General features: G+C 62.2%; 11 protein-coding genes. 2 read left to right on the plus strand and 9 right to left on the minus strand.

Annotated features, from left to right (window positions below; translation table 11 throughout):
• Positions 1-30: 30 nt before the first annotated feature.
• The 4 genes from FGKAn22_RS06745 to htpG all read right to left on the minus strand — a co-directional run bounded on the left by FGKAn22_RS06745 (position 31) and on the right by htpG (position 9,683).
• Entirely contained in the window at positions 31-5,259 is a 5,229-nt protein-coding gene (locus FGKAn22_RS06745; RefSeq protein ID WP_212784863.1) for a YDG domain-containing protein, read from the minus strand.
• 187 nt (positions 5,260-5,446) lie between these two features.
• A complete protein-coding gene (locus FGKAn22_RS06750) occupies positions 5,447-6,592 on the minus strand; it encodes a sel1 repeat family protein (protein ID WP_212784864.1) in 1,146 nt (381 codons plus the stop codon).
• Positions 6,593-6,682: 90 nt separating this feature from the next.
• Positions 6,683-7,492 (minus strand): phage tail protein, encoded by an 810-nt coding sequence (locus FGKAn22_RS06755; protein WP_212784865.1) that lies wholly within the window; start codon positions 7,490-7,492, stop codon positions 6,683-6,685.
• A 292-nt stretch (positions 7,493-7,784) separates the two neighbouring features.
• Positions 7,785-9,683 (minus strand): molecular chaperone HtpG, encoded by a 1,899-nt coding sequence (gene htpG / locus FGKAn22_RS06760; RefSeq protein ID WP_212784866.1) that lies wholly within the window; start codon positions 9,681-9,683, stop codon positions 7,785-7,787.
• 323 nt (positions 9,684-10,006) lie between these two features.
• Between htpG and FGKAn22_RS06765 the strand changes: the two genes are divergently transcribed.
• The gene (locus tag FGKAn22_RS06765) at positions 10,007-11,566 is read left to right on the plus strand and encodes a DEAD/DEAH box helicase (protein WP_212784867.1); all 1,560 of its coding nucleotides are present in this window, start codon (positions 10,007-10,009) and stop codon (positions 11,564-11,566) included.
• Positions 11,567-11,583: 17 nt separating this feature from the next.
• Positions 11,584-11,724 (plus strand): hypothetical protein, encoded by a 141-nt coding sequence (locus tag FGKAn22_RS06770; protein WP_212784868.1) that lies wholly within the window; start codon positions 11,584-11,586, stop codon positions 11,722-11,724.
• A 213-nt stretch (positions 11,725-11,937) separates the two neighbouring features.
• Here FGKAn22_RS06770 and FGKAn22_RS06775 read toward each other — a convergent pair whose 3' ends face one another.
• The 5 genes from FGKAn22_RS06775 to FGKAn22_RS06795 all read right to left on the minus strand — a co-directional run bounded on the left by FGKAn22_RS06775 (position 11,938) and on the right by FGKAn22_RS06795 (position 15,446).
• Positions 11,938-12,342, minus strand: a complete 405-nt coding sequence (locus FGKAn22_RS06775; protein ID WP_212784869.1) for an ExbD/TolR family protein — start codon at positions 12,340-12,342, stop codon at positions 11,938-11,940.
• Between the two features lie 3 nt (positions 12,343-12,345).
• A complete protein-coding gene (locus FGKAn22_RS06780; protein WP_212784870.1) occupies positions 12,346-13,002 on the minus strand; it encodes a MotA/TolQ/ExbB proton channel family protein in 657 nt (218 codons plus the stop codon).
• Positions 12,999-13,670, minus strand: a complete 672-nt coding sequence (locus FGKAn22_RS06785) for an energy transducer TonB (RefSeq protein ID WP_212784871.1) — start codon at positions 13,668-13,670, stop codon at positions 12,999-13,001. Before FGKAn22_RS06785 ends, FGKAn22_RS06780 begins: the two co-directional genes overlap by 4 nt.
• Before the next feature lie 77 nt (positions 13,671-13,747).
• Positions 13,748-14,407 (minus strand): sulfite exporter TauE/SafE family protein, encoded by a 660-nt coding sequence (locus FGKAn22_RS06790; protein WP_212784872.1) that lies wholly within the window; start codon positions 14,405-14,407, stop codon positions 13,748-13,750.
• Between the two features lies 1 nt (position 14,408).
• Entirely contained in the window at positions 14,409-15,446 is a 1,038-nt protein-coding gene (locus FGKAn22_RS06795; RefSeq protein WP_212784873.1) for a 4Fe-4S binding protein, read from the minus strand.
• Position 15,447: the final 1 nt, after the last annotated feature.

Consider the following 15,447-nt stretch of genomic DNA (forward strand, 5'->3'; position numbering starts at 1 on the left):
GCCTGGTATCGAATTTCATAGCGAATCTTTTTAGTCGTTTACGTGGACCATGTTCTCCGGCAGCTTCATGCCGCCATTCACAATGTGCAATGTTGCTCCCATACCTCCGATGTTCAGGGTGGTATTCACCAAGGCACTGCTGCCCGCCCCTGATGTTGTTTCATCCTTGGATACGCTGACAGCTCCAGAACTCTGTTCCACCGTTATGGAAGGGGACAGGCTCAAAGCCTGAGGCTGTATGCTCGCCTGGGGAGGCAGCACGCTAGCCTGCACCTGGGCGATCGCATTCTGCGCCGGTTGCGGCGGTGCGGCCGGAACAGATACAGAAGTGATGTTGGCGGTGGTGCTGGCCTGGTCGGTGATGGTGTAGTTGCCTGCGTCGGCGCCGCCGTACGTGCTGGTCAGCGTAACGGTCTTTCCGTTGCCTACGTTCGGGTCGGCGAACGTACCGGTCGCGCTCACCGATACCGCGTCGGCACCGAGCTTGCCGGTATACACCGCACCTGCGGTGCTGATGGTCGCCGCAGTCGTGCCGTCATGCGTTTTGTCGCTAGCGGTGATGCCGCTGATGCTCAATGCGGCCGGTGTGATGTTCGCGGTCAGGCCGGCCGGCTGCCCCAGCGCATAGTTGCCGGCATCCGCTCCGCTGATGGTGTAGCCGGTCACCGTCACCGCCTTGCCGGTGCCCACATTCTTGTCGGCGAACGCCCCGCTGGCTAGACCGCCCAGCGACACCACATCGGTACCCAGTACGGCGATCGAAGCCGTGCCGCTTAGCGTGGCCGTAGTGGTCGCGTCATACACCTTGTTTGCAGCGGTCACGCCGGTCACTGCAAGGTTGGCCGGGGTGATGTTGGCGGTGACGCCGGTGGGCTGCACGACGGTGTAGTTGCCCGCGTCCGTACCGCCCAGTGTGTAGCCGGTGACGGTCACGGCCTTGCCACTGCCGACATTCTTATTGGCGAACGTCCCGCTGCCCGTGCCGCCCAGCGTGACCACATCGGTGCCCAGCGCGGTGACCGTCGCCGTGCCGCCCAGCGTCGCCGCGATGGTCGCGTCATAGGTCTTGTTCGCGGCGGTCACGCCGGTCACTGCAAGGTTGGCAGGCGTGATGTTTGCGGTGGTGCTGGCCTGGTCGGTGAAGGTGTAGTTCCCGGCATCAGCGCCGCCATGGGTGCTGGTCAACGTGACGGTCTTGCCGTTCGCAACATTCTTGTCCGCGAAGGTGCCGGTGGCGGAAACCGTGACCACGTCGGCGCCCATCTTGCCGGTGAGCACCGCGCCTGCGGTGTTGACGGTGGCGGCGGTGGTGGCATCGTAGGTCTTGTTGCTGGCGGTGATGCCGCTCACGGTGATCGCCGCCGGCGTGATGTTGGCGGTGGTGCTGGCCTGGTCGGTGAAGGTGTAGTTGCCCGCATCGGCGCCGCCGTGGGTGCTGGTCAGCGTGACGGTCTTGCCGTTTGCGACGTTCTTGTCGGCGAAGGTGCCGGTGGCGGAAACCGTCACCACGTCGGCGCCGATCTTGCCGGTATACACCGCGCCTGCGGTGTTGACGGTGGCGGCGGTGGTGGCGTCGTAGGTCTTGTTGCTGGCGCTGATGCCGCTCACGGTGATCGCCGCCGGCGTAATGTTGGCGGTCGACCCGGGCTGTACGATGGCGTAGTTGCCCGCGTCGGCCCCACCCAGCGTGTAGCCGGTCACGGTGACGGCCTTGGCGTTGCCGACGTTCTTGTCGGCGAAGGTGCCGCTGCCGGTGCCGCCCACGGTGACCGCGTCGGTGCCATACGCAACGACGCTTGCCAATCCGACCAGCGTGGCCGAGTTGGTACCGTCGTAGGTCTTGCTGTTGGCGACCACCCCGGTCACCAACAGGTTGGCCGGCGTAATGTTGGCGGTGAGGCCGGTGGGCTGTATAACCCAGTAGTTGCCGGCATCAGTTCCGCTGATGGTGTAACCGGTCACCGTGACGGCCTTGCCGTTGCCAACGGTCTTGGTGGCGAAAGTGCCGCTACCGGTGCCGCCCACGGAAACCACGTCGCTGCCCAGCGCGGCGACGGTCGCCGTGCCGCTCAAGGTGGCGGCAACACTGGTGTCGTAGGTCTTGTTATTTGCGGTGACGCCGCTTACCGTCAACGACTTCTGAAAGATGTTCGCCGACACGCCACCTTGCACCATCGTGTAGTTGCCCGCGTCCGCACCGCCCAGCGAAAAGCCGCTCAGCGTTACCGCCTTGCCGTTGCCCACATTCTTGTCCAAGAACGCCCCTGTGCCCGTCCCATTCAGCGTCACCGTTTCTCCCGCCACCAGCGAACCATTCAGCCACGCGCTCCCCGGGCTCAGCGTCGCCGTCGTGGTCGCGTCATACGTCTTGTTAACTGCGGTGGCGAGCAGCGTCAGCGTCCTCGGAATGATGTTCGCCGTCACGCCGGTCGGCTGCACCACCGTGTAGTTACCGGCATCCGCGCCGCTCAGCGCAAAGCCGCTCACCGTCACCGTCTTGCCGTTGCCCACGTTCTTGTCCGCGAACGCCCCGCTGGCTAGACCGCCCAGCGTCACTACATCAGTGCCCAGCGCAGCTTCAAGTACTGCCGGCCCCTGCAGCGTCGCCGTCGTGGTCCCGTCATAGGTCTTGTTATTTGCGGTGACGCCGCTCACCGTCAGCGACTTCGGCGCGATGTTTGCGGTCACGCCGGTCGGCTGTACCAGCGTGTAGTTGCCGGCATCAGTACCGCTGATCGTGTAACCGGTCACCGTCACGGCCTTGCCGTTGCCGACGTTCTTGTCGGCGAAGGTACCGCTGCCGGCGCCGCCCACGGAAACCACATCGCTGCCCAGCGCAGCGACAGTCGCCGTGCCTGCGAGTGTCGCTGCAACGGTGGCGTCGTAAGTCTTGTTGTTCGCGGTGATGCCCGTCACGGTGAGGTTGGCCGGCGTGATGTTGGCGGTGGTGCTGGCCTGGTCGGTGAAGGTGTAGTTGCCTGCGTCGGCGCCGCTGTAGGTGCTGCTCAAGGTGACGGTCTTGCCGTTGGCGACGTTCTTGTTGGCGAAAGTGCCGGTGGCGGAGACCGTCACCACGTCGGCGCCGATCTTGCCGGTGAGCACCGCGCCCGCGGTGTTCACGGTGGCTGCGGTGGTCGCGTCGTAGACCTTGTTGCCGGCGGTGATGCCGCTGACGGTGATCGAAGCCGACGTGATGTTGGCGGTCTTGTTCGCGGGCTGGCCGTTCAGGTAGTAGAGGGCGGCATCGGCGCCAGTCAATGTATAGCCGGAAAGGGTCACGGTTTTGCCGTTGGCGACGTTCTTGTCGGCGAAGGTGGCGGTCGCGCCGGCGGCGCTCAGGCTGACGCGCTGGCCCACGGTGACATTGTCGGGCGAACTCAGCAGTGAAAACGCGGTGCCCAACGTGGCCGTGGTAGTGCCGTCGTAGGTTTTGTTGTTCACGGCGCCTGAAGCGTTGTTGATGTTGAGCAGCTTGAATACATTGACAGTGCCTGCGTTATTAGAGGCACCATATACCGTTGGAATGGCAGCGGTGAAATTAACCGGGTTGTATCGGATATTGATGGCTCCGGTGTTAACGGAGACGAAACCCAAATTGGTAGCGCCATAAGTTACGGTGCCAATACCGGTACCCGTATTATCGGCATACAGGTTAATGTTGCCTGTTGTGCCCGCACTTGCGTCAAAGGTTGCGCCATCACCGATGTCGATGTTGCGGTAGGCGCTCAGGGTCAGCGAGTTAGCCCCAGCCCAGTTCACAACCTCATTGGGAAGCAACTTGATGTCGCCGTTGCCCGCCGTACCCGCACCGCAGGCAACTCCCGTACAGGTCATGGTCGCCCCGGTCTGGATGGTCACAGAACCTAGTCCCAAGTCAGTAATCAAGGTTGCAGCCGTTATGTTGCCACCGACACCAATAGTGAAGTCCACCGGATCGAGCAGCCAGTTGCCCGCCGTGCCCAGCGGCGATAGCGTGGTCACGCGCGTGTTGTTGCCGATGTCCAGCTTTTTACCCGAGGTCTCGACCGAGCCGCCGTTGCCGCCGGCAGCGCCGCCGCGCGCGCTGATCGAGCCGTCGAAGCTGGTGTGGCTGTCCGACCAGACGACGACCTTGCCGCCGTTGCCGTTCGTGACGGCATCGGCATTGATGGCGGTATTGGCCGCGACGGTGGCGGTTGCGGCGTTCTGTTCCGGCCCCTTGCCCTGGAAGTTGCCGCCGACCAGTGCCGTGCCGCCGCCCGCGTCGCCGGAAACATTGATGTTGCTGCCCGCGAGCAGGTCGATCGTGCCACCCAGCACCTTCACCGTGCCACCGGTCTCGCCGGCACCCAGGCCGGAAGCGTCCAGCGTACCGCTGTTACTCGCTGCGCCGAGGTTCCCGCCGTCGAGCACGATGGTGCCGTTAACGTTCTGCACGCTGCGCGCCTCGATGACGCCGGTGTTGTTCACCACGCTGGCGAGCAGCGCATTCTTCGCGCCCGCGGTCAGCAGCACCATCCCGCCGTCGGCACGGATCAGGCCGCCGTTCTTGGCGAGGTTGTTCAGGGTATTCTGGTCCACCTGCATGTGCACCAGGCTGTTGCCCGCGAAGGTCAGCGTGACGGCATTGCCCGCGCCGAGCGCCACCGTGCCGCCATTCGCAACGATGGTGCCCTGGTTGCTGACGGTGTTGCCGATGAACGCCACATAGCCGCCGTTGATCGTGCCCTGGTTGACGACGCTGCCGTTGCCGTTGCCACTGAAGCTGCGCGTCGCGCTGTTCAGGCTGGCGTCATTGATGTCCAGCGTGGAGGCCACCAGGCCGCCGACGTTGACCTGCGAGCCCGCGCCGAACAGGATGCCGTTGGGGTTGATGAGGTAGACCTGGCCGTTGGCATTGAGGTGTCCGAGGAACTGGGTGCCGTTGGTGTCGTAAATGCGGTTGACCGCGATGGCGGCAGCCGAGGGCTGCACGAAGTTCACCGTCTCCGTCGGCGCGGTGTTGAAGCTTTGCCAGCTGAGTGAGAGGTTCTGGCTGGTCTGGTTGATGGTGGTGGTGGCGCCGGATTGGGCGATGCTGCCCGTACCCGAAACGACCTGCCCGCCCACCGGCACAGCCTGCGCCAGCGGCGACAGCAGCGCCATCAGGACCGCCATGAGCTTGCGTCCCGAAATCGACTTGCCATGCCCCCTGGCGTTCTCGGCAACAGCAACCCAGGTATGGGTGACCTGGCTCCAGACCAGACGATAAGTGCGGTTCATCGATGCGTGACGCTTCATGTTGGTCATCCCTTTGATAAATATTATTTTTTTCAACACAGCGCCGAACGCAATCGCATCGGCCCGAAAAATCCGCGTGATTCTACCGACAGAACGCCAAAAAACACATATGCCGAAATATATAGGTATTTCCGGACTGCCGGCCTATTCGAGATGACGCGAGCCGATCGCGGAGTCAGGGTACTGCCTAATATTTCGCCAAATGCTCGGCGACTTTTTTGTCCAGTTCGGGTTTCCATGTAGGCGGCATCACCTTGAGCACCATTTCCTCGATGCGCGCGATCTCGGCAAGCTGCGCCGTGTCGGTGGTTCTGGCCTTCGCGGCGGAGTTCCACATATAGATTTTTGCGAGATGCCCCGGCGCCAACGCGCCGGTCTTCGGATCCACTTGAGCGTTGGCATACAAAATCGCAGTCGGCAGATAGGCCGGGGCATAGCCTTCACTCGCCGCCGTCTCCAGCCAGAACAGCGAGGCTGACAGGTCGGCTTCGCCGCCTTTGCCTTCGCCCAGCATGATGCCCAGCCGGTATTGCGCTTCGTGAACACGTCGCTCCGCCGCCTGCTGGTACCAGTAGCGCGCGACTGCCCAATCCTGCGGAACATCGATTCCTTCTCGATAGTAATCGGCGAGTTTCACCATGGCGGCAGTCGATTCCGACTGAGCCGCCTGTGTGCAGAGGGCAAGTCCCTGCTGCACATCCCTCTCCACCAACCTGCCTTCGATGTAGAGGAGCCCGGCGGAACAGAGTGCGACAAAGACACCGTTGCTGCCCGCTTTTCGGTACCACTCCAAAGCGGCCTTTCCATCGGCAGTGCGGCCGATACCCTGCGCGAAACAGTCGCCTAAGAATTGCTGCGCGGCCGGAATGTTTCCGTGCGCCGCCTTTTCGAAATAGCGGCATGCCGCCACGGGATCGGCAGAACGCCCCCAACCCTCGCGGTAAAACATCCCAAAGGTGAATTGCGCCAGCGGATTTTTTGCGGCGTGCTTCGCGTAAAGGGGATAAGCCTTCTTGTAGTCACCCGCCGCAAGGGCCTTCTGCGCCGATGCGAGTTCGGATTCAAAGCCACCTGCCAGCGCAAAAGGCGCCAGGGCGGATAGCAGGAAGAAAAGGAGGACATTTCTCATAACAAAGCGGAAGAACGCATGGCGGCTCAATACGTTTCTATTCCGTTGTGTGTCAACGAAATCCGCTTCAGATATCGTCGGGAAAGGCACCAAGTTAACGAAATGAAATATCGAATGGTGTGTATCGCCCGTCAGAATGCGCACATCGCGCAGCGCTTGCGGGCAATTGCCGAAGATCATATGCACAGCAGCAAATTCCTTCACCACTCCAAATGAGACACACGAAAAAAGAGAACGGCCGCCGCGCTATTCCTGCGTTGAACGCCGGAACAGCGCACGGTCCTGTCTAAAACGCTAATCGCGGGACGGATAGAGCGCGTTCTTCGTCGCAATGTAGTAAGTCATCGCCAAATAGGGTGGTAGGACAGGAAAAGGGGCACTGCTACCCGCCACCGCGGTAGTACCGCTGGCTCCCGAGGTGCCACTGAGGGTGGTGGCCGGTGCGCCGCTAAGCGCAACCTTGAGGTTGCTGGTATCGATGCTGGCCGCATTCAGCGAAGCCGTTGAGGGTGCGCTGTCGGCATATATCTTGTTGCTACCGAGAACCGTGGTACCCAAGTAGTTTCCCGATGGGGTACCTTGATTTCCCGTTGCCGACGAGCCCTTCAGCGCCGCATTCCCTGTCATGCTGACCGCCATCGTGCCGAGCGTAGTGGTGGCCGTCACTTTGCTGAAATCCACCGTTACGTTGGTGAAGGTGTGCACGTGTGCAGGCAATTGACTCTGCGTCAACGTAACGGTTGCCGACCCACCCTTTTGCCCTGATTCCGCTTGAGGCAGTTGAGGGTTGGAGACATTCCCCGAGCCGAGCAGAAAGCGTCCACGCATGTCAGGTAGAGCAAAGGTGGCCTTCCCGTCGCCGCCGTAACTTGCCCCGATGAGGGAGAACAACGCCTGGTTCTGACCGACAGCCACTGTCCTGCCATCAGCCTTTGAGTATTGGCTGTTGAAGTCACCGAAGGTGGAGGGGGTCGCCATGATGCAGATGCTTGCGAGGACCGGCGTTTCTGCGCAGGCGTAGCTGGTTGGACTCCAAGCGGCGCCACCGATCAGACCAGCGACCAGAGCAAACGATAATGCGGAACGACCCAAAATAGTTCTCATATTGTTCTCCCTTACATGACATGACATGAATGGTTGTCGCGCTGGCTCATCCAGTCGCCGCACGATTCTAGTTTTCCGGACACCGGGCGGCAACGACAAAAAATGCCTATATATTTTTGGGCTATCGGTATATCTACCAGGGGAAAGCGCATTTCGTCCGCTCACCGCTTGGTCTGCAGTCGTTCACAAAGAAAATGGCCACCCGGGTTAATCGGGTGGCCATTTTCCCATCCATTGGCGACGCAGTAGTCGCCTTGCTATCGTGCCGGGAGGCAGTTACCAAGCACGTGCATCAACCCAGCGCCATCATCAACTGGTTCACACGCTTGACGAAGGTGGCGGGGTCGTCGAGCTGTCCGCCCTCGGCCAGCAGCGCCTGGTCGAACAGCACCGCGGCCCAGTCGTCGAACTTCTGCTCCTCGGATTTAAGGCGCAGCACCACGGGGTGCTGCGGATTGATCTCGAGGATGGGCTGCGACACCGGCGCCTTCTGGCCCGCAGCCTTGAGCAGGCGCGCGAGGTTGCCGCTCATGTCGTGCTCGTCGGCCACCAGGCAGGCTGGGCTGTCGGTCAGGCGGTGCGTGACGCGCACTTCCTTGACGCGCCCGTCGAGGCTGGCCTTGATCTTGTCGGTCAGCGGCTTGAATTCGTCCGCCTCCTTCTCCTGCGCCTGCTTCTCGGCCTCGTCTTCCAGCTTGCCCAGATCCAGCCCGCCTTTCGCCACCGAGGCCAGCGGCTTGCCGTCGAATTCGGTGAGGTAGCTCAGCGCCCATTCGTCCACGCGGTCGGACAACAGCAGCACCTCGATGCCCTTCTTGCGGAACACTTCCAGATGCGGGCTGTTCTTCGCCGCATTGAAGGTTTCGGCGGTGACGTAGTAGATCTTCTCCTGGCCTTCCTTCATGCGACCGATGTAATCCTTCAGCGACACGGTCTCTTCCGGCGTGTCGGCATGGGTCGAGGCGAAGCGCAGCAGCCCGGCGATCTTGTCCTTGTTGGCGAAGTCCTCGCCGACACCTTCTTTCAGTACCTTGCCGAATGCTTCCCAGAACTGGGCGTACTTCTCTTTGTCGTTCTCCGCCATGTCGGACAGCAGACCCAGCACCTTGCCGGTGCAGCCCTTGCGGATCGCCTCGATGTCCTTCGACTCCTGCAGGATCTCGCGCGACACGTTGAGCGGCAGGTCGGCGGAATCGACCACCCCGCGCACGAAGCGCAGGTAAATCGGCATCAGTTGCTCGGCGTCGTCCATGATGAACACGCGGCGCACGTAGAGCTTGATGCCGTGGCGGGCGTTGCGATCCCAAAGGTCGAACGGCGCGTGCGCCGGGACATACAGCAGCTGGGTGTATTCCTGACGCCCCTCGACGCGCGCATGGCTCCAGGCCAGCGGATCCTCGAAGTCGTGGCCGACGTGCTTGTAGAACTCCTTGTACTGCTCATCGGTGATCTCGTTCTTGGAACGCGTCCACAGTGCCGAAGCCTGGTTGACCGTTTCCTCTTCGGCAGTGATCTCCTGCTTGCCATCCTTCCACTCCTCCTTGAACATCACGATGGGCTGGACAACGTGGTTCGAGTACTTGCGGATAATGCCGCGCAGGCGATGGCCGTCGAGCAGGTCGTCCTGCCCCTCGCGCAGGTGCAGGGTGATCTCGGTGCCGCGCGCTGCCATATCCACCATCTCGATGGAGAATTCGCCGCCGCCGTCCGATTCCCAGCGCACGCCCTGATCGGCCTTTTCGCCCGCGCGTCGCGTCGTCACCACCACCTTGTCGGCGACGATGAATGCGGAATAGAAGCCCACACCGAACTGGCCGATCAGGTTCGCGTCCTTCTGCTGGTCGCCGGACAATTTTGAGAAAAATTCCCGCGTGCCGGACTTGGCGATGGTGCCGAGGTTGTTGATCACCTCGTCGCGGTTCATGCCGATGCCGTTGTCGGCAATGGTCAGCGTGCGCGCCGTCTTGTCGTAGCCGATGCGGATTTGCAAATCGGATTCGTTCTCGAACAGAGCCGCATTGTGCAGCCCCTCGAAGCGCAGCTTGTCGCAGGCGTCCGAAGCGTTGGAAACCAGTTCGCGCAGGAATATCTCGCGGTTGGAATACAGCGAATGGATCATCAGCTGCAACAGCTGCTTCACCTCGGCCTGGAAGCCCAGGGTCTCGCGGTTGGCGGTGGCACTTTCAGTCATGTTGTCTCCCTAGTGATTAACGACAGGCAAGCATCTGGGGACTGGCGAAGGTTTTTCAAGGGCCGGGCTATCTATATAAAATATCGCTGGCTTTTATTTTTTCCGCCCGTATAATGCGCCCCTTGCCGCAGCCATTGCGGCATTTGGTTCATCGTTATCTGACCTATCTCTCGCGCGAATCCAATCGCGCCTGTCTATAAAGAACTCAAGATTCTTTGGGTTTTCCGGTTAGCAACGATGTTTTATGCGCCGGTTAATCTGCCACCCCATATACAAGGTGTAGTTTTCTGCCTGCGCTTACCTTTTTTCCAAAGGAAAGCAACATGACGTTCGAAGCACTCAATTTACATCCCGCCATTCTCAAGGCTATCACCGAGACCGGCTATACCACGCCGACGCCCATCCAGGCTCAGGCCATCCCCGAAGTCATGGCCGGCCACGACCTGATGGCCTCTGCCCAGACCGGCACCGGCAAGACCGCGGCCTTCATCCTGCCCGCGCTGAACCGCCTGGCTACGCCATCCGAATCGCGCAGCAAAGGCCCTCGCGTGCTGGTGCTGACCCCGACGCGCGAACTGGCGCAACAGGTATGCGACGCCGCAACCAAGTACGGCAAGCACATGCGCTTCAAGATCATCAGCATCCTGGGCGGCATGCCCTACCCGGTGCAGAACCGCCTGCTGTCCGGCCACGTAGACATCCTGGTCGCCACCCCGGGCCGCCTGATCGACCACCTGGAGCGCGGCCGCATCGACTTCTCGCGCCTGGAAATGCTGATCCTCGACGAAGCCGACCGCATGCTGGACATGGGTTTCGTCGATGACGTAGAGCGCATCGCCGAGGCGACGCCCGCGACACGCCAGACCCTGCTGTTCTCCGCCACGCTGGACGGCGTGGTCGGCAACCTCGCCTCGCGCCTGCTGAAGGAACCGAAGCGTATCTCGATCGCTGCAGCCAAGGCCAAGCACGAGAACATCGAGCAGCGCATGATGTTCGCCGACGACGTGGCGCACAAGAACAAGCTGCTGAGCCACATCCTGACCGACGCCGACCTGAACCAGGCCGTGGTGTTCACCGCCACCAAGCGCGACGCCGACGGCCTCGCCGACCAGCTTTCCGCGCAAGGCCATGCCGTCGCTGCACTGCACGGTGACATGAGCCAGCGCGAACGCAACCGCACCCTGCTCAACCTGCGCAACGGCAACGTGCGCGTGCTGGTCGCCACCGACGTGGCTGCGCGCGGCATCGACGTGCCCGGCATCACGCACGTGGTCAACTTCGACCTGCCCAAGTTCGCCGAGGACTACGTGCACCGCATCGGCCGTACCGGCCGCGGCGGCGCCTCCGGCATCGCCATCTCGTTCGCCTCGAACCGCGATGCGCAGTTGCTGAAGCGCATCGAACGCTACACCGAGCAGACCATCAAGATGCACACCATCGAAGGCCTGGAACCGAAATACAAACTGCGCACCGGCCCGTCCTCGGATCGTCCGCGCGGTAACGGCGGCCCACGCGGCGGCGGTTTCGGCGGTAATCGCGGCAATGGCGGCGGCTTCGGCGGCGGCAACCGCAACGGCGGCTTCGGCGGCAACCGTTCCGGCAGCTTTGCCGGCAATGGCAACAACGGCGGCGGTGGTTTCCACCACAGCGCGCCGGACAGCCGTCATAGCCACGCCGGACGTGGCGAAGGCCAAGGCGCTGGCCAGGGTTTCGGCGGCCAAGGTCGTAGCCAGGGCTTTGCCGGCCAAGGCCAGCAGCCTCGCAGCCAGGAGCGCAGCTTCGGCAACAACGGCAACCGCGGCGGCAACAACGCCCCGCGCCGCAACGGCGACCGCCCCAGCTTCTCACAGGGTCGAGGCAACAACAGCGGCAACAAGTGGTAAGTAATCAGTAGTTGGAAATGAACAAGGCACGCCTCGGCGTGCCTTTGTTTTTTATCCGTGCTGCCTTAAAACAAACAGGGCTTGGTTTTCCAAGCCCTGTTTGTTTTACTGATTCCGCTATGCCTACTTTGCCGGTGCGGGTGCTGGAGCCGGCGTAGCCGGTGTGCTCGTACCCGGCTTGGACTTATTGTGTCCGCCGGCATCGCAAGCGAACACGCTAGCCGAAACGAAAACACCCAACACCAGCAACATTGCGATCACTGCATTCTTCATATCGAACCTCCTTTAGTTTCCACTGAACACGCTCCGGCGAGTTTGCACCGAATCCCCTGAACCGCTTTTCCATCTTGGTATTCTCTGTTGATACGGGTTTATTTCGCCAGCGTGATGAACGACAGCTTGCTCACGCCCGCATGTTGCGCCAGCGCCATCAGTTCGGCGATGCGCCCATAGGGCACGGCGTTGTCCGCCTCGATCTGCAATTGGAACTTTGGATCGGCGGCGCGGCTTTTCAGCATCTCGGCGAGCCCCTCGTCACTGACGTGCATGCTGTCCAGTTCGAGGTTGCCGCGCGCATCCACCGAGAGGCTGACTTTCTGCGGATTGTCGTTGCTCTGCACCGAGTCGGTCTTGGGCAGGTTGATCTTGAGCGATTGCGGTGCAAGCAAGGGGGCTGTGATGATGAACACCACCAGCAGCACCAGCATCACATCCACCAGCGGCGTGACGTTGATCTCGCTCATCATGCCGTCGTCAGAACCGTTGTTGAAGGCCATCGCCTACCCCTTGAAGTTGTGCTTGAGTGCTAAGCGCATGAAGTCGAGCGCGAAGTTCTCCAGCTCGGTCACGCGCAGGCGCAGGTGGCGCAGGAAATAGTTGTACGCCAGCACCGCGGGCAACGCGGTGGCGATGCCGATGGCGGTAGCCACCAGCGCCTCGCCGATGGGACCGGCGACCACATCCAGCGAAGCCGAGCCGCTCTGACCGATGTTCTGCAGCGCGTGCATGATGCCCCACACCGTACCGAACAGGCCGACGAAGGGCGCGGTCGAGCCGATGGTGGCGAGCTCGGCGAGGCCGCGTTCGTGGTGGCGCTGGATGTTCTGCACCTGCTGACGCAGCTGGCGTTCCAGCACTTCCTGCGGCGCGCCGGTGTGCATCAGGTCCTGGCGGTCGGCGCCCAGCGCCTTGAGTTCCGCGAACCCCGCCTGTGCCAGCCGCGCCACGTCGCCCTCGCCGCGCCCAGCTACTTCTGCCGCAGTGAGCCAGTCGCGCGCTGCCCAGAAGTCATCCATGAAAACCCGGTTGCGCTTCTTGTCCTGTTTCTGCCGCCACAATTTGAACAGCCCGATGGACCAGGTCGCCACGGACAGCAGCAGCAACAAGAACAGCGTGCCCGCGACGATGGAAGAATCTGTAGAGAACAACTCGTTCATGCTTCGTTTTCCTTCAGTGAGAATTGGATCGGCACCTTGAACCATTGCGTGATCGGGCGCCCTGCCCGGCTTGCCGGCACGAAATGCCAGCCCTTCACGGTGCGCAGCGCGGCGTTGTCGAGCACCTCATGGCCGCTGCTCTGGAACACGTTGACGTCGCCGCAAGAGCCTTCCGCCAGCACCTCGACGTTCAGCACCACCCTGCCCTCCCAGCCCATGCGGCGCGCCGCCATCGGGTAGGCCGGACGAGGGTTGTTGAGGTAGGCTGCCTTGAAGTCCGGCGCCGTATCGGCCACCGGCGCGGCCGCCACGGCGGGCGGCGCGGTAACGGTTTGCACCGGCGCCGCTGCGACAGGCTGCGGCGCAGCTTCGGCCGCTTCCTGCACCGGTTGTTTCGTAACCGGCTTCTCGGCGCGCTCGATGCGAGGCTGCGGTTTCGGCGGGGGTGGCTCGGGCTGCGCCTGCGGCTTGGCCATTTCGGCCTGCTGCATCGCGACCGACACCGACATCTCGCTGACAGCGATGGCCGCCTGTTCCGGTCGCATCATCCATGCCAGCCCAAGGCCAACGTGCACCGCAATGACCAGCGCGACAACGGCCGCCCGCTCGCCCAGGGAGGCGGCGGGCAACGTAACCTTGTCAGGCCGTGTCATGGCGGGTGCGATCATGCAAAACTCTCTTGCGGTTGAACTGCCGCATTCTAGCAGGGTGCCGCCCGGCATTCTCAGCGAACTCGCGCATCCCATCACAGCCCCAGCAGGATGCGCCGCAGACCGAGCAGGATCAGCACAGCGGCCGCACCCCAGCGTATCCAGCGGGTGAGCCATTCGCGGTTCTCGCGCAGCTTCGCGCCAAAGGCACAGATCAGCGGCAGCAGTACCAGCAAGGGGGTCAGCGCCGCGCCCAAGCCGAACGCCACGCCGTTCGCCACGCCCGTGCCCACGCTGCCCGCGCCCGCACACACCGCCAGCAGTGAGGCTAACGGCGCGCAAGGGGTCAAGCTCAGCGAGAAGCCCAGCAGCATCGGCGGCGAGTTCCCCGCCTTGCGCACGATGCCGCAAGGCTTGTGCGCTATCGTGGGACGCACCAGCCAAATCCCCGCGGCTATAGACGCGAGGCCGATCACCAGATTACCCGTGCCGCCGCGCAGCATCGTAGACAGCCACATGCCAGCACCGCCCGCTATCGCCCCCAGCATGGCGTAGGCAACTATGCGCCCGCCCGCGAACAACATGGTGTCGCGCAACGCGTCCAGTTGTGTGCCGCCCCGCCCCAGCACCCAAGCCCCCATGAAAGGCAGGCAGGTGGCGGTGCAAGCGGTCAGTCCGAGCGACACGCCGAGCAGCCAGACTGTGAACAGCGTGGTCTGTTGAGGCAGAAGCGACGGATCGAGAAAATCGCCCATACTATTTCTCTTGAGCCAGCCAGATCACCTTATTCTTCGGCATGCCTTCCGGCGACTCCTGCTTCACGCTCTTCTTGTAATACTCGCGCGATGAGCCGAACAATTTGATGCCGAAGAACCTGATCTGGATCACGTCATCGTCCGGGCAAAATTCGGCGCAACGCCCACACAAGGTACAGTCCTCATGGAAGGCTTTCTTGCCGTGTTCGCGCCCGATCTCGTGGATATCCATCGGGCAGGCCTTCTCGCACACGCCGCACTTCGCGCACTTGTCATATTGCTTCTTCACCAAACGCATCGGGGACAACCGCTGGAACATCGCGTTCCACGACAACAGCGGGCAGATGCGGCAGAACGGCTGGCGTGCGGCGAGCGCGGCGATGATGACGAAGCCGAACAGCGCGTTGCCTGCCGCACCGAGAAAGAAATTGATATTGGTTCCGGTGCGCACTGCGATCTGCTCGGCGTCGGCGGTCAGCAGCGTGGTCGCCAGCCGCGACGGACACACCTGGCAATAGGGATCGCCCAGCTCGTTCGCGGCGAAGCCCATGCCCGCGGCCAGCGGCAGGCCGAGTACCAGCACCAGCAGCATCAGCCACTTCACGGGACGCACGCGCTCGACGTTCTCAGGCTTGAAACGGTTGAGTGGACGGCCCAGACGGCGGCCGACGCGATAAAGCAATTCCTGAACCGTCCCCATTGGGCAGACCCAGCCGCAGAACGCCTTATTGAGGAAGAAAAAGAACGCAAAGAACGTCGCCACCGAGATCAGCGTGGGGATGAACACCTTGAGCGTGATCACCTGCGCCTTGACCAGCGCGTCGCCGATGCGGTGATGCAGCTGATGCTGGTTGACGATCAGGATGCAGTGATCGGCAGTTGTCTTGTCGAAGGCGCAGGACAGCGAAGGCAGCGCCTGAGAGATGCGATCCACGGTATAACTGCCCAACAGCGCACCACCGTACACGGTGACGAACAGCATGACGATCTGCACGGTGAAGCGGAAACGTCCCAGCGTCGGGAATATCTTCTTGAGCATG

It is taken from the genome of Ferrigenium kumadai (genome assembly GCF_018324385.1).
Taxonomy (GTDB): domain Bacteria; phylum Pseudomonadota; class Gammaproteobacteria; order Burkholderiales; family Gallionellaceae; genus Gallionella; species Gallionella kumadai.

What these genes read in the sequence shown, in the direction of transcription:
- htpG (WP_212784866.1), bottom strand. Translation starts at nt 9,683, where the DNA reads ATGACTGAAAGTGCCACCGCCAACCGCGAGACCCTGGGCTTCCAGGCC.
- FGKAn22_RS06790 (WP_212784872.1), bottom strand. Translation starts at nt 14,407, where the DNA reads ATGGGCGATTTTCTCGATCCGTCGCTTCTGCCTCAACAGACCACGCTG.
- FGKAn22_RS06775 (WP_212784869.1), bottom strand. Translation starts at nt 12,342, where the DNA reads ATGGCCTTCAACAACGGTTCTGACGACGGCATGATGAGCGAGATCAAC.
- FGKAn22_RS06765 (WP_212784867.1), top strand. Translation starts at nt 10,007, where the DNA reads ATGACGTTCGAAGCACTCAATTTACATCCCGCCATTCTCAAGGCTATC.
- FGKAn22_RS06755 (WP_212784865.1), bottom strand. Translation starts at nt 7,492, where the DNA reads ATGAGAACTATTTTGGGTCGTTCCGCATTATCGTTTGCTCTGGTCGCT.
- FGKAn22_RS06785 (WP_212784871.1), bottom strand. Translation starts at nt 13,670, where the DNA reads ATGATCGCACCCGCCATGACACGGCCTGACAAGGTTACGTTGCCCGCC.
- FGKAn22_RS06795 (WP_212784873.1), bottom strand. Translation starts at nt 15,446, where the DNA reads ATGCTCAAGAAGATATTCCCGACGCTGGGACGTTTCCGCTTCACCGTG.
- FGKAn22_RS06745 (WP_212784863.1), bottom strand. Translation starts at nt 5,259, where the DNA reads ATGAAGCGTCACGCATCGATGAACCGCACTTATCGTCTGGTCTGGAGC.
- FGKAn22_RS06780 (WP_212784870.1), bottom strand. Translation starts at nt 13,002, where the DNA reads ATGAACGAGTTGTTCTCTACAGATTCTTCCATCGTCGCGGGCACGCTG.
- FGKAn22_RS06770 (WP_212784868.1), top strand. Translation starts at nt 11,584, where the DNA reads ATGAACAAGGCACGCCTCGGCGTGCCTTTGTTTTTTATCCGTGCTGCC.